This window comes from Gemmiger qucibialis, assembly GCF_027689445.1.
GTDB classification, from domain to species: Bacteria; Bacillota; Clostridia; order Oscillospirales; family Ruminococcaceae; genus Gemmiger; species Gemmiger qucibialis.
Genome location: NZ_JAQFEN010000013.1, coordinates 44,978 through 69,120, shown reverse-complemented (window position 1 = coordinate 69,120; position 24,143 = coordinate 44,978). Strand labels below are relative to the sequence as shown.

Annotated in this window: 23 protein-coding genes; 12 read left to right on the top strand and 11 right to left on the bottom strand. The window is 56.5% G+C overall.

All coding sequences use genetic code 11. From position 1 onward, the window contains the following. Window positions 1–70: 70 nt before the first annotated feature. A complete protein-coding gene (locus PG062_RS13855; RefSeq protein WP_270752684.1) occupies window positions 71–280 on the bottom strand; it encodes a phosphatase PAP2 family protein in 210 nt (69 codons plus the stop codon). 35 nt (window positions 281–315) lie between these two features. Next, window positions 316–1,584, bottom strand: a complete 1,269-nt coding sequence (locus PG062_RS13850) for a DNA polymerase Y family protein (RefSeq protein ID WP_113999524.1) — start codon at window positions 1,582–1,584, stop codon at window positions 316–318. Window positions 1,585–1,925: 341 nt separating this feature from the next. Between PG062_RS13850 and PG062_RS13845 the strand changes: the two genes are divergently transcribed. Further along, complete coding sequence (locus tag PG062_RS13845) at window positions 1,926–2,810, top strand: aldose 1-epimerase family protein (RefSeq protein ID WP_270752683.1); 885 nt, start codon at window positions 1,926–1,928, stop codon at window positions 2,808–2,810. Window positions 2,811–3,134: 324 nt separating this feature from the next. Here the strand turns inward: PG062_RS13845 and argF are convergent, their stop codons facing one another. Together argF and PG062_RS13835 are read right to left on the bottom strand one after the other, a co-directional pair. Then, a complete protein-coding gene (gene argF, locus PG062_RS13840; RefSeq protein ID WP_113999522.1) occupies window positions 3,135–4,127 on the bottom strand; it encodes an ornithine carbamoyltransferase in 993 nt (330 codons plus the stop codon). Window positions 4,128–4,155: 28 nt separating this feature from the next. Beyond that, window positions 4,156–4,356 (bottom strand): hypothetical protein, encoded by a 201-nt coding sequence (locus PG062_RS13835; protein ID WP_270752682.1) that lies wholly within the window; start codon window positions 4,354–4,356, stop codon window positions 4,156–4,158. Window positions 4,357–4,431: 75 nt separating this feature from the next. Here PG062_RS13835 and PG062_RS13830 point away from each other — a divergent pair, with 75 nt between their 5' ends. Beyond that, window positions 4,432–5,040, top strand: a complete 609-nt coding sequence (locus PG062_RS13830) for an ECF transporter S component (RefSeq protein WP_113999521.1) — start codon at window positions 4,432–4,434, stop codon at window positions 5,038–5,040. A 78-nt stretch (window positions 5,041–5,118) separates the two neighbouring features. Here PG062_RS13830 and PG062_RS13825 read toward each other — a convergent pair whose 3' ends face one another. After that, window positions 5,119–5,550: a DUF6120 family protein gene (locus tag PG062_RS13825; RefSeq protein ID WP_270752681.1), complete on the bottom strand. Its 432-nt coding sequence runs from the start codon at window positions 5,548–5,550 to the stop codon at window positions 5,119–5,121. Continuing rightward, window positions 5,547–5,897, bottom strand: a complete 351-nt coding sequence (locus PG062_RS13820; RefSeq protein ID WP_113999519.1) for a PadR family transcriptional regulator — start codon at window positions 5,895–5,897, stop codon at window positions 5,547–5,549. Before PG062_RS13820 ends, PG062_RS13825 begins: the two co-directional genes overlap by 4 nt. A gap of 197 nt (window positions 5,898–6,094) precedes the next feature. On the opposite strand from PG062_RS13820, the gene PG062_RS13815 reads away from it, so the two are divergent. After that, window positions 6,095–6,262, top strand: a complete 168-nt coding sequence (locus tag PG062_RS13815; protein WP_270752680.1) for a hypothetical protein — start codon at window positions 6,095–6,097, stop codon at window positions 6,260–6,262. Between the two features lie 408 nt (window positions 6,263–6,670). Here the strand turns inward: PG062_RS13815 and mnmA are convergent, their stop codons facing one another. The 3 genes from mnmA to cysK all read right to left on the bottom strand — a co-directional run bounded on the left by mnmA (window position 6,671) and on the right by cysK (window position 9,349). Next, window positions 6,671–7,753 (bottom strand): tRNA 2-thiouridine(34) synthase MnmA, encoded by a 1,083-nt coding sequence (gene mnmA, locus PG062_RS13810; protein WP_113999518.1) that lies wholly within the window; start codon window positions 7,751–7,753, stop codon window positions 6,671–6,673. Then, window positions 7,754–8,311 carry a hydrolase gene (locus PG062_RS13805; RefSeq protein WP_270752679.1) on the bottom strand — a complete coding sequence of 186 codons (558 nt, stop codon included), beginning with the start codon at window positions 8,309–8,311 and terminating at the stop codon, window positions 7,754–7,756. A gap of 105 nt (window positions 8,312–8,416) precedes the next feature. Then, on the bottom strand, window positions 8,417–9,349 hold the full coding sequence (cysK, locus tag PG062_RS13800; protein WP_113999516.1) for a cysteine synthase A: 933 nt from the start codon (window positions 9,347–9,349) through the stop codon (window positions 8,417–8,419). A gap of 554 nt (window positions 9,350–9,903) precedes the next feature. Between cysK and PG062_RS13795 the strand changes: the two genes are divergently transcribed. The 9 genes from PG062_RS13795 (at window position 9,904) to PG062_RS13755 (ending at window position 21,921) form a co-directional block, all read left to right on the top strand. After that, window positions 9,904–10,335 (top strand): RrF2 family transcriptional regulator, encoded by a 432-nt coding sequence (locus tag PG062_RS13795; protein ID WP_113999515.1) that lies wholly within the window; start codon window positions 9,904–9,906, stop codon window positions 10,333–10,335. A 749-nt stretch (window positions 10,336–11,084) separates the two neighbouring features. Then, entirely contained in the window at window positions 11,085–12,113 is a 1,029-nt protein-coding gene (locus PG062_RS13790; protein WP_270752676.1) for a TRAP transporter substrate-binding protein, read from the top strand. Then, window positions 12,110–12,616 carry a TRAP transporter small permease gene (locus PG062_RS13785; RefSeq protein WP_113999513.1) on the top strand — a complete coding sequence of 169 codons (507 nt, stop codon included), beginning with the start codon at window positions 12,110–12,112 and terminating at the stop codon, window positions 12,614–12,616. Before PG062_RS13790 ends, PG062_RS13785 begins: the two co-directional genes overlap by 4 nt. 13 nt (window positions 12,617–12,629) lie before the next feature. Next, window positions 12,630–13,940 (top strand): TRAP transporter large permease, encoded by a 1,311-nt coding sequence (locus PG062_RS13780; RefSeq protein WP_113999512.1) that lies wholly within the window; start codon window positions 12,630–12,632, stop codon window positions 13,938–13,940. A 450-nt stretch (window positions 13,941–14,390) separates the two neighbouring features. Next, the gene (locus tag PG062_RS13775; protein ID WP_113999511.1) at window positions 14,391–15,683 is read left to right on the top strand and encodes an O-acetylhomoserine aminocarboxypropyltransferase/cysteine synthase family protein; all 1,293 of its coding nucleotides are present in this window, start codon (window positions 14,391–14,393) and stop codon (window positions 15,681–15,683) included. Window positions 15,684–15,995: 312 nt separating this feature from the next. Next, window positions 15,996–17,390, top strand: coding sequence for an alanine/glycine:cation symporter family protein (locus tag PG062_RS13770; RefSeq protein WP_270752675.1), 1,395 nt, complete (start codon window positions 15,996–15,998; stop codon window positions 17,388–17,390). Between the two features lie 369 nt (window positions 17,391–17,759). Continuing rightward, complete coding sequence (locus PG062_RS13765; RefSeq protein ID WP_270752674.1) at window positions 17,760–20,345, top strand: peptidoglycan-binding protein; 2,586 nt, start codon at window positions 17,760–17,762, stop codon at window positions 20,343–20,345. A 167-nt stretch (window positions 20,346–20,512) separates the two neighbouring features. Beyond that, window positions 20,513–21,202, top strand: coding sequence for a peptidoglycan-binding domain-containing protein (locus PG062_RS13760; protein WP_270752673.1), 690 nt, complete (start codon window positions 20,513–20,515; stop codon window positions 21,200–21,202). A gap of 143 nt (window positions 21,203–21,345) precedes the next feature. Next, window positions 21,346–21,921: a nitroreductase family protein gene (locus PG062_RS13755; protein WP_270752672.1), complete on the top strand. Its 576-nt coding sequence runs from the start codon at window positions 21,346–21,348 to the stop codon at window positions 21,919–21,921. A gap of 370 nt (window positions 21,922–22,291) precedes the next feature. On the opposite strand, the gene PG062_RS13750 is transcribed toward PG062_RS13755, so the two are convergent. Continuing rightward, on the bottom strand, window positions 22,292–22,720 hold the full coding sequence (locus PG062_RS13750; RefSeq protein ID WP_270752671.1) for a pyridoxamine 5'-phosphate oxidase family protein: 429 nt from the start codon (window positions 22,718–22,720) through the stop codon (window positions 22,292–22,294). A 42-nt stretch (window positions 22,721–22,762) separates the two neighbouring features. Continuing rightward, the gene (locus PG062_RS13745) at window positions 22,763–23,953 is read right to left on the bottom strand and encodes an LL-diaminopimelate aminotransferase (protein ID WP_114000638.1); all 1,191 of its coding nucleotides are present in this window, start codon (window positions 23,951–23,953) and stop codon (window positions 22,763–22,765) included. Between the last annotated feature and the right edge of the window lie 190 nt (window positions 23,954–24,143).

The following is a 24,143-nucleotide window of genomic DNA, read 5'->3' as shown; positions in this document are numbered from 1 at the left end:
CTTGTTAAATAGTATATCATACTGTCTAACAAATGGGGTGCTGTTCAAAAAAGCGCATACTCTGCTTTTTTCAGGCAGTCAATCGGTTTTGGCAGCCGGCATACAGCAAAACCAGCCCGGCACTGAGCAGAATGCTTCCGATAATATCACTCAGCCAGTGCACGCCGGAAATCAGCCGCCCCACAACCATAAGGGCGGTGAATGCCGCCAGCAGGGGAAGAAGAATGTGCAGAACAGCCGGCCAGCGGATGCGGCGGTGCAGCTTTTCATTAAATTCCATAAAACACCTTTTCTCTTGCCGAGTATCCGCCTGCTTTACAGTTCCCCCTTGCGCTTGTCCCTTGCTTTGGCGGCACCAAGGGCTTTGGGGGCGGTGGTTTTCTCGTCAGGGTGCAGCAGCTTGGCGCGCAGGATGGCACCCTCGCCAAAGCGGGCGCGCAGGGCATCGGCGGCACGGTCCAGCTTTTCCTGTTTATCGGTTTTGGCTGGATCGGTGAAAAAATCCAGCTGCTCAAAATTGTCGGTGCCGGTCTTTTCGGCGCTCACCCCAACAAGGCGCACTGGGCGGTCGGGCCACATCTGGCGCATCAGCTCCCGCGCGGTGTGGTAAATCACATCGGTAGAGTTGGTGGGGCTGTTCAGCGTTACCTGGTGGCTGCTGCGGCGGAAGGCGTTATCCACCAGCTGCACCGTGATGACCCGTGCGGTCTTGCCGTCCATCCGCAGCCGCCCGGCAACGGATTCACACAGCGCCAGCATGGTGGCATCGGCCTCCACGGGGCGCTTCAGGTCCTGCGGAGTGGTTACGCTGTTGCCGTAACTGTTGTCCTTCACCTCGCTGCGGGTCATCGGCTCGCTTTCAATGCCGTTGGCGTAATCCCGGAACACCTGCCCCCGCACGCCGAACACCCCGCGCAGGATGTCCGCGTCCGCGTTGGCAAGATCCCCGATGGTATAAATGCCAATCTCGTGCATCCGCTTGACGGACTTTGGCCCCACGCCGAACAGATTGCCCACCGGCAGCGGCCACAATTTCTGTGGTACCATATCCTGCGTTAATACATGGATTTTATCCGGCTTTTCAAAGTCAGATGCCATTTTGGCCAGCAGGCGGTTGGGCGCAATGCCAATGTTTACGGTAAAGCCCAGCTCCCGGTGGATGCGGTCCTTGATGGTCTGCGCCGCCTGCAAAGGCGGGCCAAACAGTCCCTCGCTGCCGGTCATGTTCAAAAAGGCTTCGTCAATGCTGTACTGCTCAATATCTGGCGTGTAATCGCCAAAAATGCGGATCATAGCTTTGCTGTTTTTTACATACCAGTCAAAATCCGGCGCGGCAACGATCAAATTGGGGTATTTGCTGCGTGCCATAAACAGCGATTCCCCGGTTTGGATGCCGTACCGTTTGGCGGGAATGCTCTTGGCCAGCACCACGCCGTGGCGCTTTTCCTCATCTCCGCCCACCACGGCGGGCACGGTGCGCAGGTCCAGCGTTTCGCCGTTGGCCAGGTGCTGGATGGCCGTCCAAGACAAAAAGGCGGAGTTGACATCTACATGGAAATAAACGGTTTTGGCTTTGGGCAGCATGGTGCGCACCTCCTTTGCGGGGCGAAATTTCTGCTACCATCATACCATAAAACCACGGTGCAGAAAAGCCGGCCAAGAATCTTCTTTCCTTTTTGTGGCGGGCGCTGTATAATACAGATAAGACCTTCCTGCGGTAAAAATTTACAAAGGGCAACACCGCACAATTCCCGCCTTGCGGCTTAAGCACCGCTCCGGCAGCTGCGGCACGGCATCTGCGCTGCCAAAATGCTCGATAAGACATCCAGTATTATCTGCGCTTTTGGCCTAGCATCTGCCGCACCTCGCTCGCCGTATCGGCACTTAGAATTATGCGGTATTGCCAAAGAATAGGATGGAATATTATGCAGTATACCATTGAAAACGAATACCTGCGCCTGACGGTGGATACCCATGGTGCCGAGGCTGTGAGCGTTGTCAACAAGGCTACCGGGGCCGAAATGCTCTGGTGCGGGGACCCTGCCGTCTGGGGCCGCCATGCGCCGATCCTGTTCCCCTATACCGGCAAGCTGACCGGCGGCAAAATGATCGCCAAGGGCAAAGAGTATGCCGGCGGCCAGCACGGCTTTGCCCGCGATGTGGAGCACACCCTGGTGGGCAAGACCGAGACAAGCCTGACCCTGGTTTTGCAGGCAAACGAGGAGATCCGCGCCAAGTGGCCCTATGAGTTTGAGCTGCGCTCCACCTTTGAGCTGGTGGAAAAAACGGTGCGCCACACCCTGGCGGTGTATAATCCCAGCGAACCGGAGCTCAGGTTCGGCATTGGTTACCACCCGGCATTTGCCATCCCGTTTGATGATGCCCACATCCCTGCGGATTATGAGTTCCGTTTTGACGAGCTGGAAAGCCCCCTGTGCGTGAGCTGTCTGCCCAACGGCCTGCTGAACGGTACCGATTATCACTATCTGGCCCGCAATACCCGCACCGTGCCCTTGACGGATGACCTGTTTGACAACGACAGCCACTGTATGCTGAACCTGCGCAGCAAGACCCTTGCCATTGTGGAAAAGGATACCGGCCGCGCCGTGCGCTGCAACATTGAGGGCTATCCCTATGTGCTGATCTGGTCCAAGCCGGAAAAGCCCTACCGCTTTGTCTGCATTGAGCCGTGGCACAGCCTGCCCGGCGAGGAAAACGGACCTCTAACCTGGGAGGACCGCCCCTGCGCCGCCGCCCTGCACCCCGGCGAAACCTGGTCCACCACGTTGTGCACAACCTTTGAACGGTAAGCAGGGCGGCGTCCCCAACGCCCCGGAACGGTCAAGACCGTTCCCTACAGAGTATTTTATAATGCGTGGCAAGCGTTAAAATGCGCTGTAGGGCGGGGTGCCCTCACCACGCCGCAACCTTGCCTTGCTGCGCATTACAAAATCTGTGACAATCCGCACACCGGGCCTTGCCGTATATTTTGCATCATTATCCACCACAAGCTTCCACATGGGCACCCCCCTACAAAATACAAAAAATCCCCCGCACGCCAGGCTGTAACAATGGCCCGCCCGTGCAGGGGATTTCTCGATTTTATCTTAGGCTTGTGCTTGGCTCAACCCCGCTCAAAACTCCGCGCCCAACGTTGCCGCCATAACGGCCTTGATGGTGTGCATCCGGTTTTCGGCTTCCTGGAACACGATGGACTGCGGGCCGGTGAACACTTCATCGGTCACTTCCATGGCGTCGCGGCCAAACTTTTCGCCCATCTCCTTGCCAACGGCGGTCTTGTGGTCGTGATAGGCGGGCAGGCAGTGCATGAATACGGCGGTCGGCTTTGCCTTTGCCATCAGTTCAGTGTTTACCTGATAGGGGGCAAGCGCTTCAATGCGCTCGGCCCACACTTCAACTGGCTCGCCCATGCTTACCCACACATCGGTGTATACCACATCGGCGTCCTTTACGGCATCGGTGTCATCGCTCAGGGTGATGGTAGCGCCGGTTTCGGCGGCAATGGCCTTGCACTTTTCCACCAGCTCTGGGGCGGGCCAGTATGCCTTGGGGGCGCAGGCAACAAAGTGCAGGCCCATCTTGGCGCAGCCAATCATCAGGGAGTTGCCCATGTTGTAGCGGGCATCGCCCATGTAAGCGAATTTCAGCCCGGCCAGCTTGCCAAAGTGCTCTTTAATCGTCAAAAAGTCAGCCAGAATCTGGGTGGGGTGGAACTCATTGGTCAGGCCATTCCATACCGGTACGGTGGAATACTTGGCCAGCTCGTTCACAATCTCCTGGCCATAGCCGCGGTACTCAATGCCGTCAAACATGCCGCACAGCACCTGGGCGGTGTCGGCAATGGATTCCTTTTTGCCGATCTGGCTGCCCGTTGGATCCAGATAGGTGGAGCCCATGCCCAGGTCGTGGGCGGCAACCTCAAAGGAGCAGCGGGTGCGGGTGGAAGTTTTTTCAAAGATCAGCGCAACGTTTTTGCCGCGCAGTACATCGTGCAGAACGCCCGCCTTCTTTTTGGCTTTCAGCTCGGCGGCAAGGTCCACCAGATATGCAATTTCTTCCGGGGTGTAATCCAGAAGGGTCAAAAAATCTCTGCCTTTCAGGTTCATGGGGTTTTCCTCCTGTCAATCGGTATCCTCAGCCGGGCAAAGCCCGGCAGCAAAGTAATGGAATACAGTCTATTATGGCACAGTGCGCCGCAAAATGCAAGAAAATTTTTGCATAAATATTCTTTTGCTTGGCATATTTATGCAGCATGTCGCAGGCAGTCACCCGCAATTTGATTTCCATTTTGCCCAAAATGCTTGCATTTGCCGCCCAAACAGCGTATACTTGCACAGGCGGGCAGGAAAGCCCTGCCCCCGAGTATGCGCTGTACTTTGAAGAAAAGACGGCAGCAGGAGGAAATTGAATATGAAAAACCGTACCAACACCCGTTGGCTGACCCAGCTTGCCTTGCTGGTCGCCGTTCTGCTTGTCATGAACTATACGCCGCTGGGCTATCTGCAGGTCGGGCCGCTGTCCATGTCGCTGCTTACCATCCCGGTTGCCATCGGCGCCATGACGCTTGGCCCTGTTGCGGGTGCCATCCTTGGCGGTGTTTTTGGCACAACCAGCTTTGTTTCGGCCCTGCGCACCCCCAGTGTGATGAGCGCCGCCATGCTGCAGGCCAGCCCGGTGGGCACCTTTATTACCTGCTTTGTGGCCCGCGTTCTGGTGGGGCTTTGCGCCGGTTGGGTGTACATTGGCATCAAAAAGCTGCTGCCCAAAAACACCAAGCTGTGCTGCGCCGTGGGCGCTGTGGCAACGCCGCTGCTGAACACCTTTTGGTTCATGCTTTCGCTGTGCGTGTTCTTTTTTAATACCGAGTATGTGCAGTCTCTCTGCGCAACCTTCGGCACCACCAACCCGTTCCTGTTCGTCTGCGCCTTTGTCGGCGTGCAGGCGTTGATCGAAGCCGTTGGCTGCGGCATTGTGGCAACCCTTGTCACCGTTCCGCTGCTGAAATTCCTGAAAAAGTAAAATAACAAAATAAACTGCCGCGGGCGTCCTCCAAAAACAGGGCGCCCGCGGTTTTTTGTATGATAAGAGTTTTTGAAATTAAGGTGTGTCCGTCGGCAAAGGGCCGGTAATCACGGCGGCAGGGCTTTCAATAATATACGGCTGGCTGACATAGCGGTTGATGGCGAGTGCGCCCAACCGGTAAACCACGACCATGACAAGGATGGCGATAACGACCGCAAACAGAAAATGGAACAGCTGGCTTGTTTTTAGCTGTTTTTTGATCTGGGCAGAATCCATGTTGAGCAGGGCAGAGTCTGCGGCTTCCTGCGGGGTGCCAAAAGCGGCGTACAGATCTTCCAGGCGGGCATCCGGATGGGCTTCCAGATAGCTGTACAGCGAATCCTGCATCTGGCTTAAAAACTGGCGCTTTAACGGTTTGGCATAGTTGACCTCAGATAACGCTTTATCCAGCTGACTGCAATAACAGGCTGCCAGCGGATTTCCGTTTTGTTGTGCAGGAATCTTCATTCGGGGCTTCCTTTCTCTGTGCAGCTTTTTAAGATGGCCTGGATACCCTCCTGTGCGGTCAGGTATTCTGCCAGAATTTTTTGATAGTAGGCCGTTCCGGCGGGCTCAATATGGTAATAGGTGCGTTTCCGCCGCCTGCCGACCAGCTCTTCATACGAGGAGATATAGTGGTGGTCCTGCAGGCGGTAAAGGGTGGGATACATAGAAGTTTCCAGCAGAACAAACTTCCCGCTGCTCCGATCGCGCAGGGCCTGCGCCATTTCGTATCCATACATATCCTGCTGGGTCAATAACCCCAGCAGCACAAGCTCGGTTACACCGCGCTTCAAATTCTCTGTAACACCCACAAGCAAACCCTTTCTGACAGTTCAGGATACTTCCAGTATACCCCAGATATTATATGACGTAAATACTATTTATAGAATAATATTGTTGACAAAGTACATGCGGCCTGCTATGATGAAAGAAAAGAAAGGAGGAAAGAGCCAAAATAAAAATCTGGCGAAAATCCGGCAATTTTACAGTAAAACAGGAAGGGGACAGTATGAAAAAACTTTTGGATAACATCAAGAAAATTTTTTCAAAGAAACTTACATTGGCAGTGGTACTGGTGATCGTGGCAGCTCTGGCCATTGTAGGGCTGTGTACCTGGTATCACTTCAGCATCGAGCCGCTTGGCAACGGATATGCGGCCTATGCGTTCTGGCGTTGAAAAAATCATAAAGATACAAAATAAGTAGAAAATCCAAGAACCGGTATTCCTACTTGAAGATAAGGCAATACCGCATAATTCTAAGTGCCGATACGGCGAGCGAGGTGCGGCAGATGCCAAGCCAAAAGCGCAGATAATACTGGATGCTGCAAAGGTGAGCGCCGCCAGTGGCGGAAACAGCGAACCGAAGCAGGGGCAGCGGTCGCAGAGTGCGAGGGGCTTTTGCCCCCGAAGCACGATGCGGGTACCGCAACCCGACATTATCGAGCATTTTGGCAACGCAGATGCCGTGCCACAGCTGCCGGAGCGGTGCTTAAGCCGCAAGGCGGGAATTGTGCGGTGTTGCCATAAAATAAAAATACACCCCTGGGAATCATGACAGATTCCCAGGGGTGTGCCTATCAGAGATTATTCCACATTCAAAATCGTTCCGCCGCCGATTACGCTTTCGCCGTTGTACAGCACAACGGCCTGGCCGGGGGCAATGGCGCGCTGGGGGGCGGCAAAATCCACCCGCACGCGGCCATCCGGCAGCAGGGTAGCGGTGGCCGGGCGTTCCGGCTGGTGGTAGCGGGTGCGGGCCGTGCAGGGCAGCGGCTGGCCCACGGCGGGCGGTGCGGCGATCCAGTTCCACTCGTCCGCCAGTAAGGATGAGTGGAACAGCGCACTTTCCAGCCCCACCGTCACGGTGTTTTCCGCCATGTTCTTGCCGGAAACAAACAGCCGCGTTTCGGCGCTGATGCCCAGCCCCTTGCGCTGGCCGATGGTGTACCGCGCGGCCCCCTTGTGCCGGCCGATCACATGGCCCTGCTCGTCTACAAAATTGCCGGGCTGCATGGGCTGGCCGGTATAGCGCTCCAAAAAGGCGGCGTAATCGCCGTCCGGCACAAAGCAGATGTCCTGGCTGTCATGCTTGCGGGCATTGCAAAGCCCCTGTTCCTCGGCAATGGCGCGCACAGCGTCCTTGTGCATGCCGCCCAGGGGAAACAGCGTGTGGGCCAGCTGGTCCTGCGTTAAAGAGTAAAGTACATAGCTCTGGTCCTTGCCGGGGTCATCGTTCTTGCGCAGCCCCCAGCGGCCGTTTTCATCCTGCCAGCGCTGCACATAGTGGCCGGTGGCGATATAATCGCACCCCAGCTCCCGCGCACGGTTCAGCAGGTGGTCGAATTTCAGGTAGCGGTTGCAATCAATGCAGGGGTTGGGGGTGCCGCCGTTCTGGTAGACCTGCACAAATTTTCGGATGACTTTTTCGTCAAACTCTTCCGTAAAATTCAGCACATAGTAGGGCATGCCCAGGTCATAGGCAACGGCACGGGCATCCTCCACATCGTCCAGTGAGCAGCAGGTGTGCCCGCGGGGGATGCCTGCTGTTTCGTTTTCATACAGGCGCATGGTAACGCCGATGCACGCATAGCCCTGCTGCTGCAATAAATACGCCGCAACACTGGAATCAACGCCGCCGCTCATGGCGACAAGAACTTTTTCTGCCATTCAGTCCACATTTCCGCTGGCCTTCATGGCAGCCAGCGTCCTTTCAAACAGGGTGTCGAGGTCCCAGTCCAACAGTTCTGCACCGGAGGTGATCACATCACGGGAGCACCCGGCGGCAAACTTTTTGTTCTTGAACTTCTTTTTCAGGCTTTTTACTTCCAGATCCTGCACGCTCTTGCTGGGCAGCATGATGGCGCAGGCACCGATCAGACCAGTCAGCTCGTCGGCGGCATACAGCACCTTTTCCATTTCGTGCTCCGGCTTAATATCCACCGTCAGGTTCCAGCCGTGGCTGGCCGTTGCGTGGATGATGCGCTCATCAATGCCTTTTTCCCGCATCAGCTCCTGCTCTTTGGTGCAGTGCTGTTCCGGCCACTGCTCAAAGTCCAGATCATGCAGGATGCCCACGGTCTGCCAGAAATCCGCTTCGGCACCATAGCCCAGCTCGTTGGCATACCAGCGCATCACATCGCCCACAATGCGGGCGTGCTTGCGGTGGAACTCACCTTCGTTATAATCGCACACCAGCGCATAAGCCTGTTCAGGGGTCGGGATCATAGAAGTACACTCCAATCTAGATGTTATTATACCACAAACTGCTCCCCACGCAAGGCGGGGAGCAGCTGTTTTGGTAAGGAGATATGAGAATCGTGTAATGGCTAATTAGTCGGCGAACAGCGGGGTGCTCAGGTAACGGTCGCCGGTATCGGGCAGCAGAACAACAATGGTCTTGCCCTTGTTTTCGGGACGCTTTGCCAACTGGATGCCAGCCCACACAGCAGCGCCGGAAGAAATGCCAACCAGTACGCCCTCAGAATGACCAACCTTTTTGCCGGTGGCAAAAGCGTCGTCGTTCTCAACGGGGATGACTTCGTCATAGATCTTGGTGTTCAGAACATCGGGCACAAAGCCAGCGCCAATGCCCTGGATCTTGTGGGCACCAGACTTGCCCTGGCTCAGAACCGGGCTGGAAGCAGGCTCAACAGCAACAACCTTTACGTTGGGGTTCTGCTCTTTCAGGTAGGTGCCAACGCCGGTCACGGTGCCGCCGGTGCCAACACCGGCAACAAAAACGTCAACCTGGCCGTCGGTATCTTCCCAGATTTCGGGACCGGTGGTCTGGTAATGGGCCTTCGGGTTGGCGGGGTTCACAAACTGGCCGGCAACAAAGCTGTTGGGGATCTCCTTGGCCAGCTCGTCAGCCTTGGCGATAGCGCCCTTCATGCCCTTGGCGCCTTCAGTCAGAACCAGCTCGGCACCGTAAGCCTTCATCAGCTGGCGGCGCTCCACGCTCATGGTTTCGGGCATGACAATGATGATCTTATAGCCGCGGGCAGCTGCCACGCTGGCCAGGCCGATGCCGGTGTTGCCGGAGGTCGGCTCAATGATGGTGGTATCCTTGTTCAGCTTGCCGGCAGCTTCGGCATCGTCTAGCATTGCCTTTGCAATGCGGTCCTTGACGGAACCGGCGGGATTGAAGTATTCCAGCTTAGCCAGCAGCTTGGCTTCCAGGCCTTCGGCGGCTTCAATGTGGGTGAGCTCCAGCAGCGGGGTATGGCCGATCAGCTGGTCTGCGGAGGTATAAATCTTACTCATAATAGTGAACCCTCTCTCTATGTAAATCAAAAAATGTTTTAGGCAATACCGCATAATTCTAAGTGCCGATACGGCGAGCGAGGTGCGGCAGCCGCTAGGCCAAAAGCGCAGATAATACTGGATGCTGCAAAGGTGAGCGCCGCCAGTGGCGGAAACAGCGAACCGAAGCAGGGGCAGCGGTCGCAGAGTGCGAGGGGCTTTTGCCCCCGAAGCACGATGCGGGTACCGCAACCCGACATTATCGAGCATTTTGGCAACGCAGATGCCGTGCCGCAGCCGTCGGAGCGGTGCTTAAGCCGTAAGGCGGGAATTGTGCGGTGTTGCCTTTATTTATAAAATGTTGGAATTGAATGGATGATTTCGTGTTACAGCTCCAAGACTCGACATCGCTTCATGTTTAATTACCAACCTTTCGCCTGGGTTTATAGGGATTATAAACCCCATTAACCCGTTTGTCAATAGGGTATTTTGATTTTTTTATTTTTTCAAAGGCTTGTTTTCCCATTAACCTTGTTATATACTAGGTATTAGAAAATACGGAGGATGATCCACTTATGATGGTATCAACAAAAGGGCGCTATGCCCTGCGCGTTATGATTGACCTGGCCGAGCACCAGAGCGAAGGCTATGTGCCGCTGAAAGAAATTGCAGCGCGCCAGGAGATCAGCGAAAAATATCTGGAAAGCATTTTAAAGGTGCTGGTCCAGCAGCGCTTTCTGGAAGGTCTGCGCGGCAAGGGCGGTGGCTACAAGCTGACCCGCGCGCCGGAAACGTACACCGTGGGCAGCATTCTGCGCCTGACGGAGGGCAGCCTGGCAACTGTTGCCTGCCTGGAAGAAGGTGCCCCTGCCTGCCCGCGCATGGCGGAATGCCGCACCTATCCGCTGTGGTACAAGCTGGACGGTATGATCAGCGAATACCTGGACAGCGTGACACTGGCCGACCTGATGCAGTACCCCGATGCGGGCAACGAATATGTGATCTGAACAGATGCTCCGCCGTTTGGCAGGCGGGGCATCTGTTATTTTATGCCGCCAAACGATAGGGCCGGGGCGCAGCGGCAGCGCTCCGCTGCGCCGGACTCCTATATGGCCCTTATATATAAGGCAATACCGCACAATTCCCGCCTGACGGCTTAAGCACCGCTCCGGCGGCTGCGGCACGGCATCTGCGTTGCCAAAATGCTCGATAATGTCGGGTTGCGGTACCCGCATCGTGCTTCGGGGGCAAAAGCCCCTCGCACTCTGCGACCGCTGCCCCTGCTTCGGTTCGCTGTTTCCGCCACTGGCGGCGCTCACCTTTGCAGCATCCAGTATTATCTGCGCTTTTGGCTTAGCATCTGCCACACCTCGCTCACCGTATCGGCACTTAGAATTATGCGGTATTGCCATAAAGAAAAAGATAAAGCAAAAAACAAACCAAAAGCGTTCCCGCTGTGCAGCCGGGAACGCTTTTTTGTGCTCGGAAAGTACAGCCGGATAAAGATAGAGTGAAGAAAAGCAAAAATCGCTTGATAATAAAATTACATGCGCAAAATACGTGCGAAAAAACCTTGCGAAATCAGAATACACAAAAATAAACATATGTTTACGTTACATTTTACAATAATGTGATATTTACAAAGCTAAAAATAAAACATATAATGCTAATTAGAATCAATGGGTTATGAGCAAACACTGCGGCGTGCTGTGCGCTGCAGGCCGGCCCAGCGGAATGTAAAGAAGGAGGAACCCCCATGAAATACCTCAAGCAAATGCTGTGCGTGAGCATCTGCGGCGTTATGCTGGTAGCGGCAACCGGCTGTTCCGGCTCACTGACGGGCGGCAAGCGAATCATTCGCATTTCTCATGCACAGTCCGAAACCCACCCCGAACACCTTGGCCTGCTCAAGTTCAAAGAATATGTGGAAGCCAACCTGGGCAATAAATACGAGGTTCAGATCTTCCCCAATGAGCTGCTTGGCTCTGCCCAGAAAGCCATCGAGCTGACCCAGACCGGCGCGATTGACTTTGTCGTGGCCGGTACCGCCAACCTGGAAACCTTTGCCGATGTGTACGAGATTTTCAGCATGCCCTACCTGTTCACCTCAGAAGAAGCTTACCATGCCGTCATGAATGATACCGATTACATGGAAAACGTGTATGATTCCACCGATGAAGCTGGTTTCCGCGTGATGACCTGGTATAATGCCGGTACCCGCAATTTCTATGCAACTACCCCCATTTATACCCCCGATGACCTGAAAGGTCTGAAGATCCGCGTGCAGCAGAGCCCCGCCAGCGTTAAGATGGTGCAGGCCTTTGGCGCTGCCGCCACTCCGCTGAGCTTCGGCGATGTGTACACAGCCATCCAGCAGCATGTTATTGACGGTGCGGAGAACAACGAGCTGGCCCTGACCAACAACAAGCACGGCGAAGTTGCCAAGTATTTCTCCTACACCAAGCACCAGATGGTGCCGGATATGCTGGTTGGCAACCTGAAATTCCTGAACAGCCTGTCTGATGAAGAGCTGGCTGTCTTCAAGGAGGCCGCCCGCCTTTCCACCGAGGAAGAGCTTTCCTGCTGGGATGACCAGGTGGAGGAAGCCAAGCAGATCGCCGAGAATGATATGGGCGTGACCTTTATTGATGTGGATATCAGCGAGTTCAGCAATAAGGTCAGCAATGTGCAGCAGGAAATGCTGGATGCCAACCCGGATATCCAGGACCTGTATGACCATATCCAGGCCATCAATGCAGAATATGAGGAGGGCAGCGCACAATGAAATCTTTACATAAGTTCCGCCATGGGCTGGATACCGTCCTGAGCTGGGTCTGCGCCCTGCTGTTTGCCGCCATGGTCGTGGTTGGCACCTACCAGATCGTGACACGCTATTTCTTTGGCCGCCCCTCCACCGTTTCGGAAGAACTGCTGACCTACAGCTTTACCTGGATGGCCCTGCTTTCCAGCGCGCTGGTGTTTGGCAAGCGCGACCATATGCGGATGGGCTTTTTGGCCGATAAGATCACCGGCACCCCGCGCAAGGTACTGGAGATCATCAGCGAATGCCTGGTCTTGCTGCTGGCTGCCGTTGTTATGCTGTACGGTGGTGTCAGCATCATGAAGCTGACCATGACCCAGGTCACAGCCTCTCTAGGCATCCCCATGGGCACGGTGTACACAGTTCTGCCGTTGTCCGGTGCTTTGATCGTGGTGTATTCGGTACTGAACATCATTGACCTTGCCACCGACAGCGTGGAAGAACACAGCTCCACCAGCGCAGAATGAGGAGGAAAACACAATGAACATTGCTCTTGTTTCCGGGCTGATCATCCTGATCCTGCTGGTCATTATGCTGATCGCAGGCGTGCCCATCGCGGTGGCGCTCGGCATTTCGTCCGTGGTTGCCATCCTGCCCATTATGGACCTTGAAGTCGCCGTTGTTACCGGCGCGCAGCGCATTTTCTCCGGTATTTCCATGTTCAGCCTGCTGGCAATCCCGTTCTTTATCCTGGCCGGCAATATTATGAATAAAGGCGGCATTGCGGTCCGCCTGATCAACCTGGCCAAGCTCATCACCGGCCGCGCCCCTGGCGCCCTGGCACAGACCAACGTGATTGCCAACATGCTGTTTGGCGCAATCTCCGGCTCTGGCACGGCTGCTGCTTCCGCCATGGGTTCCATCATCGGCCCCATCGAAAAAGAAGAAGGCTATGACCCCAACTTCTCCGCTGCCGCCAACATTGCCACCGCCCCCACCGGTCTGCTGATCCCTCCCAGCAACGTTATGATCACCTTCTCGCTGGTGTCCGGCGGCACTTCAGTTGCCGCATTGTTCATGGCCGGCTACCTGCCCGGTATCCTGTGGGGTCTGGCCTGCATGATCGTAATCTACTTCTTTGCCAAAAAGCACGGCTACCGCAGCAAGACTTCCTTTACCTTTAAGGAGGCCATTCACACCATCTTGCAGGCTATCCCGGCGCTGCTGCTCATTATCATTGTCATCGGCGGCATCATCGGCGGTGTGTTCACCGCAACCGAAGGTTCCGTTGTGGCCGTTGTATACAGCCTGCTGCTCTCCCTGTTTGGCTATAAATCCATCAAACTGAAAGAAATCCCCAAGATCCTGCGCGAAAGTGCCGAGATGACCGGCATCATCATTTTCCTGATCGGCGTGTCCAGCATCATGTCTTGGGTCATGGCGTTCACCAACATCCCGTCCCTGGTGTCCAGCGCCCTGCTTTCCATCAGCAGCAACAGGTATGTGATCCTGTTTCTCATTAACATCATCCTGCTGGTGGTTGGCACCTTTATGGATATGACCCCTGCCTGCCTGATCTTTACCCCCATCTTTTTGCCGGTCTGCCAGGCTTTGGGTATGAACACCATCCATTTTGGCATCATGCTGATTTTCAACCTGTGCATCGGCACCATCACCCCGCCGGTCGGCACCACGCTGTTTGTCGGCGTTAAGGTCGGCGGCGTCAAGATCGAAACGGTGTTCAAACAGCTGATCACCTATTTTGCCGCGATTTTTGCTGTGCTGATGCTGGTCACCTATGTGCCGCAGATCAGCCTGGCTCTGCCCAGTCTGATGGGTTATGTGAAATAAAATGCGGTAACACGCCAATATGCTCTGCCCCGCCTGCCGGAACTCCGGCGGCGGGATTTTTTTGCACTTTTTTGTTGGAAAGGGTTGACAGTAGGGGGCAGGACTGCTATAATACACACATACCAACCAGCCTAGTATGTTAAAGGAAATGCACTGGTTGAGATTTTGAACGGAAGGGAGCACACAACAATGAACGCTATTTTTAACACTTTGCTGCGCGCAAACTTCCGCTGTGGCCGAATGTCACACTTCCGGGCTGTACAACAGGCTGGGGGCGTATCGGCACCGCTTTGGGGCCGAATGTGACCGCCCAGGCTTATAAAACAGGTAAGTACGCCCGGTAACCAGACGCATGCAGAAAATGCGGGGATACCGGGCATTTTTCTATCGAATCATTCCGAACAATTTGAGATATGAGAATTTGACCGCAAAATTCTGGAGGTAATTACAATGTCTGAGAACAAACTGCATTTTGAAACGCTTCAGCTCCATGTTGGCCAGGAAGAGGCCGATCCGGCTACCGGCGCCCGCGCCGTTCCCATCTATCAGACCACTTCTTACGTATTTAACAATTCTGCCCACGCAGCTGCCCGCTTTGGCCTGACCGATGCCGGCAACATTTACGGCCGTCTGACCAACCCCACCGAGGATGTGCTGGAAAAGCGCATCGCTGCCCTGGAAGGCGGCGTGGCTGGCCTGGCTGTTGCTTCCGGTGCTGCCGCTATCAGCTACACCATCCAGGCCCTGGCCCAGAACGGCGGCCATGTGGTTGCCCAGAAGACCATTTACGGCGGCAGCTACAACCTGCTGGAGCATACTCTGCCCAACTTTGGCATCACCGCTACCTTTGTGGATGCCCACAACCTGAAAGAGATCGAGGATGCCATTCAGGAGAACACCCGCCTGGTCTACCTGGAAACCCTGGGCAACCCCAACGCTGATATCCCCGATCTGGACGCTATCGCAGAGATCGCCCACAAGCACGGCCTGCCGGTTGTTGTGGATAACACCTTCGGTACCCCGTACCTGATCCGCCCGCTGGAGCACGGCGCAGACATCGTTGTTCACTCCGCCACCAAGTTCATCGGCGGCCATGGTACCTCCCTGGGCGGCATCATCGTGGACGGCGGCAAGTTCGACTGGGCTGCTTCCGGCAACTATCCCGCCATTGCAGCACCTAACCCCAGCTACCACGGCATCAGCTTTGTGGACGCTGCCGGCCCGGCTGCTTTCGTAACCTATGTGCGTGCCATCCTGCTGCGTGATACCGGCGCTACCATCAGCCCGTTCAACGCATTCCTGTTGCTGCAGGGTGTTGAGACTCTGAGCCTGCGCGTGGAGCGCCATGCCGAGAACACCAAAAAGATCGTGGAATACCTTGCCAACCACCCGCAGGTGGAAAAGGTCAACCATCCCAGCCTGCCGGATCACCCGGATCATGCGCTGTACCAGAAGTACTTCCCCAACGGCGGTGCTTCCATCTTCACTTTCCAGATCAAGGGTGGTGTGAAGGAAGCTCATGCGTTCATCGACCACCTGAAGATCTTCAGCCTGCTGGCGAACGTTGCTGACGTTAAGAGCCTGGTCATCCACCCGGCCACCACCACCCACAGCCAGCTCAGCGAGCAGGAACTGCTGGACCAGGGCATCTACCAGAACACCATCCGCCTGTCCATCGGTACCGAGAATGCCGACGACCTGATCGCCGATCTGGAGCAGGCATTCCAGGCAGTCAAGGAGTAATCCTTCAATTTTCCCCAAAGCCTTTTCATCAAGCTTGTTTCCTCCAAGCTGAGTTAGGGCAAACAGAAAAAGTCTTGCTTCAATGATACAGCCCGTATTCCGCCCCAAGCAGCCGGAATACGGGCTGTATTTATACCTTGAATTATACTATTTGCTATATAATGCAAACGCAAAACAAATCGTATAACTTAAGGAGCAACATTTTTTGCGTGCAGACCCCGTAAACCGGGCGGCAAAAACTGGACAGGGAACAGCTTTTTCGGTATAATGTAAAGATTATGAGATTTGTAAGGGAAAGTAAGGGTACAACATATGCTGCAAACGATCGCGGCTGTCAACCAGGCAGTCAACAACTTTATCTGGGGCGTTCCCGCCATGGTGTGCATCATCGGCGTGGGGCTGCTGCTCAGTGTGCGCACCGGCTTTATCCAGATCCGCAAATTCCCCTATGCCATCAAAACCACGATTGGCCGCATGTTCCGCAAGCGGGATGCTTCCGATGGTGCAATGACCCCCTTCCAGGCGGTGTGTACCGCGCTGGCGGCCACCGTGGGTACCGGCAACATTGCCGGTGTGGCGGGGGCTATTGCCATCGGCGGGCCGGGCGCGGTGTTCTGGATGTGGTGTTCCGCCCTGCTGGGCATGTGCACCAAATTTTCGGAGGTCACGCTGGCGGTACACTTCCGGGAGCGCAATGCCAATGGCGAGCTGGTGGGCGGCCCGATGTATTACATCAAAAATGGCCTTGCCAAACACTGGCGCTGGCTGGCTGCCATTTATGCTCTGTTCGGCGTGCTGACGGTGTTCGGCACCGGCAACGCCACGCAGGTCAACACCATTATCACCGCCATTGATGCCGCCCTGAACCAGTATGCCGTTGTGAGCGATAAAGCTATGGCAACCGTCAACCTGGTCATCGGCATTGTAGTGGCCATGCTGGTGGCGCTGGTGCTGCTGGGCGGCGTGAAGCGCATTGGCAGTGTCAGCGAAAAGCTGGTGCCCTTTATGGCGCTGACCTATGTGGTGCTGGCTCTGGGTGTGGTGCTGCTCAACCTGCCGCGTCTTCCGGAGGTGTTCACCTCCATTGTGGCGGGGGCGTTCAACCCGGCGGCCTTTACCGGCGGCGCAGTGGGCAGCTTGTTCCTGAGCATGCAGAAAGGTGTTTCCCGCGGAATATTTTCCAACGAAGCGGGCCTTGGCACCGGCTCCATTGCCCATGCCTGCGCTGACACCAAAAAGCCGGTCAAGCAGGGCGTGTTCGGCATCTTTGAAGTATTTGCCGATACCATTGTGATCTGTACCCTGACGGCGCTGGTCATCCTGTGCAGCGGCACGTCGGTCAATTACGGCCAGGCCGCCGGTGCGGAGCTGACCATCTCCGGCTTTACCCTCACCTATGGCGGCTGGGCATCGCTGTTCACGGCGGTGGCGCTGTGCTGCTTTGCATTTTCTACCATCATCGGCTGGGGGTTGTACGGCTCCCGCTGCATTGAGTATCTCTTCCACACCGACAAAGTGGTGCGGCCTTTCCTGGTCGTTTACTCCTTTGTTGCCATCCTGGGCGCTACCATGGACCTGGGCCTGCTGTGGAGCATTGCGGATACCTTCAACGGCTTGATGTCCATCCCCAACCTGATCGCGCTGCTGCTGCTTTCCGGAACGGTGGCCAAGCTGGTGAAAGAGTTCTTTGCCAAAGAACCGCAGTAACCCCAAATAGTAAAACTCTAAGGCAACACCGCACAATTCCCGCCTTGCGGCTTAAGCACCGCTCCGGCAGCTGCGGCACGGCATCTGCGTTGCCAAAATGCTCGATAATGTCGGGTTGCGGTACCCGCATCGTGCTTCGGGGGCAAAAGCCCCTCGCACTCTGCGACCGCTGCCCCTGCTTCGGTTCGCTGTTTCCGCCACTGGCGGCGCTCACCTTTGCAGCATCCAGTATTATCTGCGCTTTTGGCTTGGCATCTGCCGCACCTCGCTCGCCGTATCGGCACTTAGAATTATGCGGTATTGCCCTAACAAAACACCTCCTGCACGCCCCGCCGCATTGCGGCATAGGGTAGTGCAGGAGGTGTTTTTATGCCAAGTGGAACCTTGCAAGTGTATACAGCACTGGCCGAAAACGCTGCGCCGCTGCCCGGCGTGACGGTGCTGGTGCTGAACGAAGCGGGAACACAGATTGCACGCCTGACCACCAACGATGTCGGTTCCGCCCCGGAACTGGTGCTGACTGCCCCGGACGAAGCCTACAGCCTGGATGAAGCCAACACCACGGTGCGCCCCTATGCGGTGTACCAGCTGCGGGCGGAGATGACTGGCTTCCAGACGATCGAACTGGAGGGGGTGCAGGTGTTTGCCGGGCAGCAGACGGTGGCGCGGCTGCAATTTTTGCCCGCTGCCCGCACCCTGCCCGAAGTGGAGCCGGAAACGATCCCAGAACACCCGCTGTTTGCTGGGGACGGCGGCAGCGGCCCGGCCCCCATCGGCCGGTGCGCCGATGCCCGCGTGCTGAGTGAGGTGGTGGTGCCGAAGAAAATTACCGTCCACCTGGCCCGCCCGGCGGTCAGTGCAGCAAACGTGACGGTCAGCTTCCAGGATTACATTGCCAATGTCGCATCCAGCGAGGTATACCCCACCTGGCCGGAGCAGGCGCTGCGGGCCAACATTCTGGCGCAGATCAGCCTGGCGCTGAACCGCATCTGGACCGAATGGTACCCCAGCCGGGGCTACAGCTTTAACATTACCAACTCGCCGGGGGTGGACCAGGCGTATGTGCGGGGGCGCACGGTGTTTGCCGTGATGGAGCGCCTGACTGCCGAGCTGTTCAACACCTATGTGCGCCGCACGGGGGACACCGAACCCTATTATACCGAGTATTGCGATGGCAAAAGCGTGACCTGCCCCGGCATGAAGCAATGGGGCACTGTGGACCGCGCCAAGGAGGGCAAAAGCGCCCTGGAAATTCTGCGGTATTACTATGGCAGCCGGGTGCAGCTGGTCACCACCAACAACATTGCGTCCATTCCGCAAAGCTACCCCGGCAGCCCCTTGCGCCGCGGCAGCACCGGCACCGCGGTCAACGTGCTGCAAAAACAGCTCTCCCGCATTGCCAAGGACTACCCGTCCTTCGGCAAACCGGCCATTACCGGAACGTTTGATGAAGCCACCGAGAACAGCGTGAAAAAGTTCCAGAAGCAGTTTTCCCTGACTGTGGACGGCGTGGTGGGCAAGGCGACCTGGTATAAGATCAGCTATATCTATGTCAGCGTCAAGGACCTTGCCGAGCTGACCAGCGAGGGTGAAACCTTTACCGGTGCCCAGAGCGCCGGGGCGTGGCCGGGAACCGTGCTGCGCCGCGGCAGTACCGGGCGAAGCGTGGAGCAGGTGCAGTTCTGGCTGTCCAGCCTGGCGCAGTTTGATTCCGATCTGCCGTCCGTCCGTGTGGATGGCAGCTTTGGCGCGGCCACGGAACGCGCGGTCAAGGCATTCCAGAAATCGGAGGGTTTGACACAGGACGGCGTGGTGGGCCAGACGACCTGGCAGGAACTGTACGCCGAGTGGGTGAACGCCCAGAGCGATGCCGGCGGCACCGCTTACCCTGGCACCGCTCTGCGCACCGGCAGCCGCGGAAACGCGGTGCGGCTGGTGCAGTTCTGGCTCAGACTGGCTGCAGAAAATTATACCGGCCTTTCCAACGTGACGGTGGACGGCAGCTTTGGCAGTGGCACCGCCAGTGCAGTGCGGGCGTTCCAGAGGCTGTTCGGCCTGACGGCAGACGGCGTGGTGGGGGTCGGGACCTGGGCCAAACTGAACGAGGTCGGCCTTGCCGTGGCCAACAACTTGGTGGGGCAGAACATTCAGCCCGGCCAGTTTGTGACAACCCTGCGGGAGGGCAGCACCGGCACCCCGGTGCGGGCGCTGCAATATAACCTGCGCCTGTTGGCCGCCTATTATCGGGATGTGCCCACAGTGACGGTGGACGGAACGTTCGGCGCAGCCACCCGCAGGGCGGTCATTGCCTGGCAGGAACACGCGGGCCTGACGGTGGATGGCGTGGTGGGGCGGCTGACCTGGCAGAGCATTTATGATTCCGCCCAACAGGTCAGCGCCAGCGGCCCCGCGGTGACAGCCCGCGCACCGGATCCCCCCGAAGAAACTCTGAAAGTGGGGGACAGCGGCCAGAAAATTCGCATCCTGTCCCAGATTTTGGAATTCTTGGCCCAGTTCCTGCCGGAAATCACCCCAAGCGGCCTGACGGATACCTTTGACGATGCCCTGGAAACCACCGTGCGCAGCGCCCAGCAGACGTTAGGCCGCACTGTGACCGGGGAAGTGACCCCGGCAGACTGGCTGGCGTTTTACCGCGCAGCGTTAAGCTTGGGGGCAGTCAACCCAGCATCCGCCGCGCCGGAACCGCAGGAGGTCTGGCCCGGTGCCGCCCTGACCCTTGGCAGCAGCGGCCCGGCGGTGCTGCAGGTGCAGCAGTGGCTGAACGAGATCGCCGCGCAGGACTGCTCCGCCAGCTTTGTGCCCGAAACCGGCGAGTTTGACACCGCCACCCAAACCGCCCTGGAAGCCTGGCAGATCGCCAATAACATCACCCCGCTGGGAGTAGTAGATGACAGCGTTTGGAAGCAGCTGAAAGCGGACGCGAATATTAGTTAGGAGTTGAGGGAGTGAGTTGGGTGAAAATTTTTGCTGAAAACTTAAAGTTTTCATGGCGCTAATATCCAAAACGCGGCGTAAGCCGTACCTTAAACTCCTAACTTCTAACTTCTATCTCCTAACTCCTACTTTCTGACTGTTCCTTGATTCGAGAGAGGAGGCTACCCATGGCAAAGCTCTATGTTTACGACTCATACGAAAACCGTATGCTTGTATACAACAACCTGAACGAAAACGACCCGATGCCGTACAGTTATGGCAGCACGCTGAGCGTGCGGGAGTTCCGGGGGTCATCCAACGCGCGGGTGCTGTGGACCACAACGCGCGCAATGGAAGCATGGAATCTGACCCGCCGCCGGTATGGGGCGGGCATCCCGGTAGGGTATGCCTTCAAGCGCATCTGGGAGGGCGGCCACGGCACGGCCAGCCAACACTATGCGGGCGTTGCCTTTGATGTGGGCCAGGGCACCAGCAGAGCCATCCGCCAACGCATCCACGCCGCCGCCACGGCCACAAGGGCCTGGGGTTATGTGGAGCCGCTTTCCATGACGCCCACCTGGGTGCACTTTGACCGCCGTTACGGCACCCCGGCCTGCTCCGGCACCACATCCGGATACCCCACCTGCCGCCGCGGCGATAAAAACACCTATGTGCTGATTCTGCAGGACGCCCTGAACGCCCTGGGCTACAGCACCAAAACGCTGGACGGCGCTTTTGGCCAGAACACGTATGATGCCCTGCGCGCCGCCCAGCGCAGCTTCAGCCTGACGGCAGACGGGGTGTGCGGCTGCAACACCTGGAAAAAGCTGACCTCCGCTGTGGTGGGCATCGGCCGCACGAAAACCGTGATTGACTGAAATTCCGCCGCAGAATTTTGTAAAAAAGCCTAGGCGAAAAAAGCGGAATGGACTATAATAAAAGCAAAGACAGGTGGCGGTGCGCGAAATAGGCACTGCCGCGGCCTGGACCCGAAACAGCAAAAAGAGGAGTGTGAACCCCCATGGATATAATGGAATTTTTGAAAACCCGCCGCACCTACCGTCGCTTTGAGCAAAAGCCGGTGGAACCTGCCATTGCCCGGGAAATTATGGAGGCCGCCCGCATTGCCAGCTGCGGTGCCAACCGCCAGACGCTGAAATATGTGCTGGTGCAAAGCCCGGAGATGGTTGCCAAAATGCAGCCGCTGGTGCACTGGGCTGCTTACCTGCCGCCGGAGCAGGGCCAGCCCAAACCGGATGAGACCCCGGTACTGTTTGTGGCTGTCTGCCAGGATGAAAGCCTGCCCGGCTGCAATGATACCGATACCGGACTTGCCCTTGCCAACATGACGGACGCCGCCTGGGCGCACGGTGTGGGTAGCTGCATCATGGGGGCGATCGACCGCCCCGCCATCAAGGAGCTGCTGGGTCTGGGCGAAAATCTGCGCCTGCACAGCGTGGTGGCGTTCGGCTACCCCACCCATAAAAGCCACCTGGTTGCCATGCAGAACGGCAATGTAAAGTATTACCTGGACGATGCCCGCGATTACTGCGTGCCCAAACGCCCGATGGAAGAAATTTTGCTCAAGACCCTTTGATTTTGATATAAGGCAACACCGCACAATTCCCGCCTTGCGGCTTAAGCACCGCTCCGGCAGCTGCGGCACGGCATCTGCGTTGCCAAAATGCTCGATAATGTCGGGTTGCGGTACCCGCATCGTGCTTCGGGGGCAAAAGCCCCTCGGACTCTGTGACCGCTGCCCCTGCTTCGGTTCGCTGTTTCCGCCACTGGCGGCGCTCACCTTTGCAGCATCCAGTATTATCTGCACTTTTGGCTTGGCATCTGCCGCACCTCGCTCGCCGTATCGGCACTTAGAATTATGCGGTATTGCCTTAAAATAAACCGCCCGTGCGCTCCCCATAAACGGAACGCACGGGCGTTGGTTTTGCTCTTATTTTGCTTATCGCTTAATAGGCCATGATGTCCTTTACACTGCCGGACATGGAGAACAGCTTGGCGGACAGGTGGTCCAGGTAGATAATACCCAGCTTCAGGCCGGTTTCCTCGTTGTACATATCGGCCAGCTGCGGCATAATCTTGAATGCGGCGGCCTGTGCTTCGGGGGTATTGTCAAAGTTGGCAGTACCCTGCACGCGCAAAAACTCGCCCTTTTCGTTGCAGGTGCAGATTTCCAGGTTGGTGTTGTCCAACAGCTGCTTGTATGCGGCCTTGTGCTTGCCGATGCCCAGGCACAGGTGGTCCTTGTACCACATGGCAAAGCCCAGCGGGCGCACGCGCGGCAGATAGCCATCCACCGTGGCAAGATAAAAGGTCGGGTTGTCCTTCAAAAACTGCATAATTTCTTCGCTTGGGGTCATGGTTGCTCCTCCAATCATCCGCGTGTTATCAGGTTCGGCTGCGGGGCAGCCGGGTAATTATTACAGGGTTTTCAGTGCGGCCACAATGCGGGCGGCTGCTTCCTTGGTCTTGGCGGCATCACCAAATGCGGTCAGGCGGAAATACCCCTTGCCGCACTCGCCAAAGCCCTCGCCGGGGGTGCCAACAACATTGGCGGTCTCCAGCAGCCAGTCAAAAAACTCCCAGCTGCCCATGTTGTTGGGGCAGCGCAGCCAGATGTACGGGCTGTTTTTGCCGCCGCAGTACCACACACCGGCTTCGTCCAGTGCTGCTGCAATCACGGCAGCGTTCTGACGGTAGTAGTCCAGGTTGTGCTGGATCTCTTTCATGCCTTCCTCGGTGAACACGGCTTCGGCGCCGCGCTGCACCACATAGGCAACGCCGTTGAACTTGGTGGTCTGGCGGCGCAGCCACATCTTGTTCAGGCTCTGGCCGTCAGAGACAATGGCCTGCGGCACAACGGTGTAGCCGCAACGGGTGCCGGTAAAGCCTGCGATCTTGGAGAAGCTGCAAACCTCAACGGCGCAATCCTTAGCACCCTCAACCTCATAAATGCTGCGGGCCAGACCCGGCTCACTCACAAAGCATTCATAGGCGGCGTCAAACAGGATCAGGGCGTTGTTGGCCTTGGCCCAGCGCACCCACTCTTTCAGCTGGTCCACGGTGTAGGTGGCGCCGGTGGGGTTGTTGGGGCTGCACAGGTACACAATGTCGGCATGAACATTGTCATCCGGCATCGGCAGGAAGTTGTTCTCGGCGCTGGCGGACATGTACAGGATCTTGCGCCCGGCCATCACGTTGTCATCCACATAAACGGGGTAAACGGGGTCCGGAACCAGCACGGTATTGTCCACATCAAACAGATCCAGCAGGTTGCCCAGGTCGCTCTTGGCGCCGTCGGATACAAAGATTTCGGCCATGTCCAGCTCCACGCCGTGGCCGGCATAGTATTTCTGGATAGCGGAACGCAGGAATTCATAGCCCTGCTCGCTGGGGATATAGCCGTGGAAAGTCTCTTTCTTGCCCTGCTCCTCAACGGCTTTCAGCATGGCGTCGGTCACGCTTTTGGCCAGCGGCAGCGTTACATCGCCAATGCCCAGGCGGATGATATCCTTATCCGGGTTGGCTTTCTGGTAAGCAGCAACCTTGTGCGCAATGGTGCTGAAAAGATAGCTTTCGTTCAGCTCGGAATAATGCTTGTTCAGTTTCATCTTTCGCTCCCTCTGCATTTTAACATGGTGGTTAGGAATATTTAATACTATGGAATGTATGTCTGTATGGTACCATAAAACGCCGCCACATTCAAGAAAAACCGCGAAAATCTACCCCTTATGATAAACAGTATTCTCGCCAGATTTCTTTAATTTTATATGGCTTCATATGGTTCAGTGTGTTACCGTC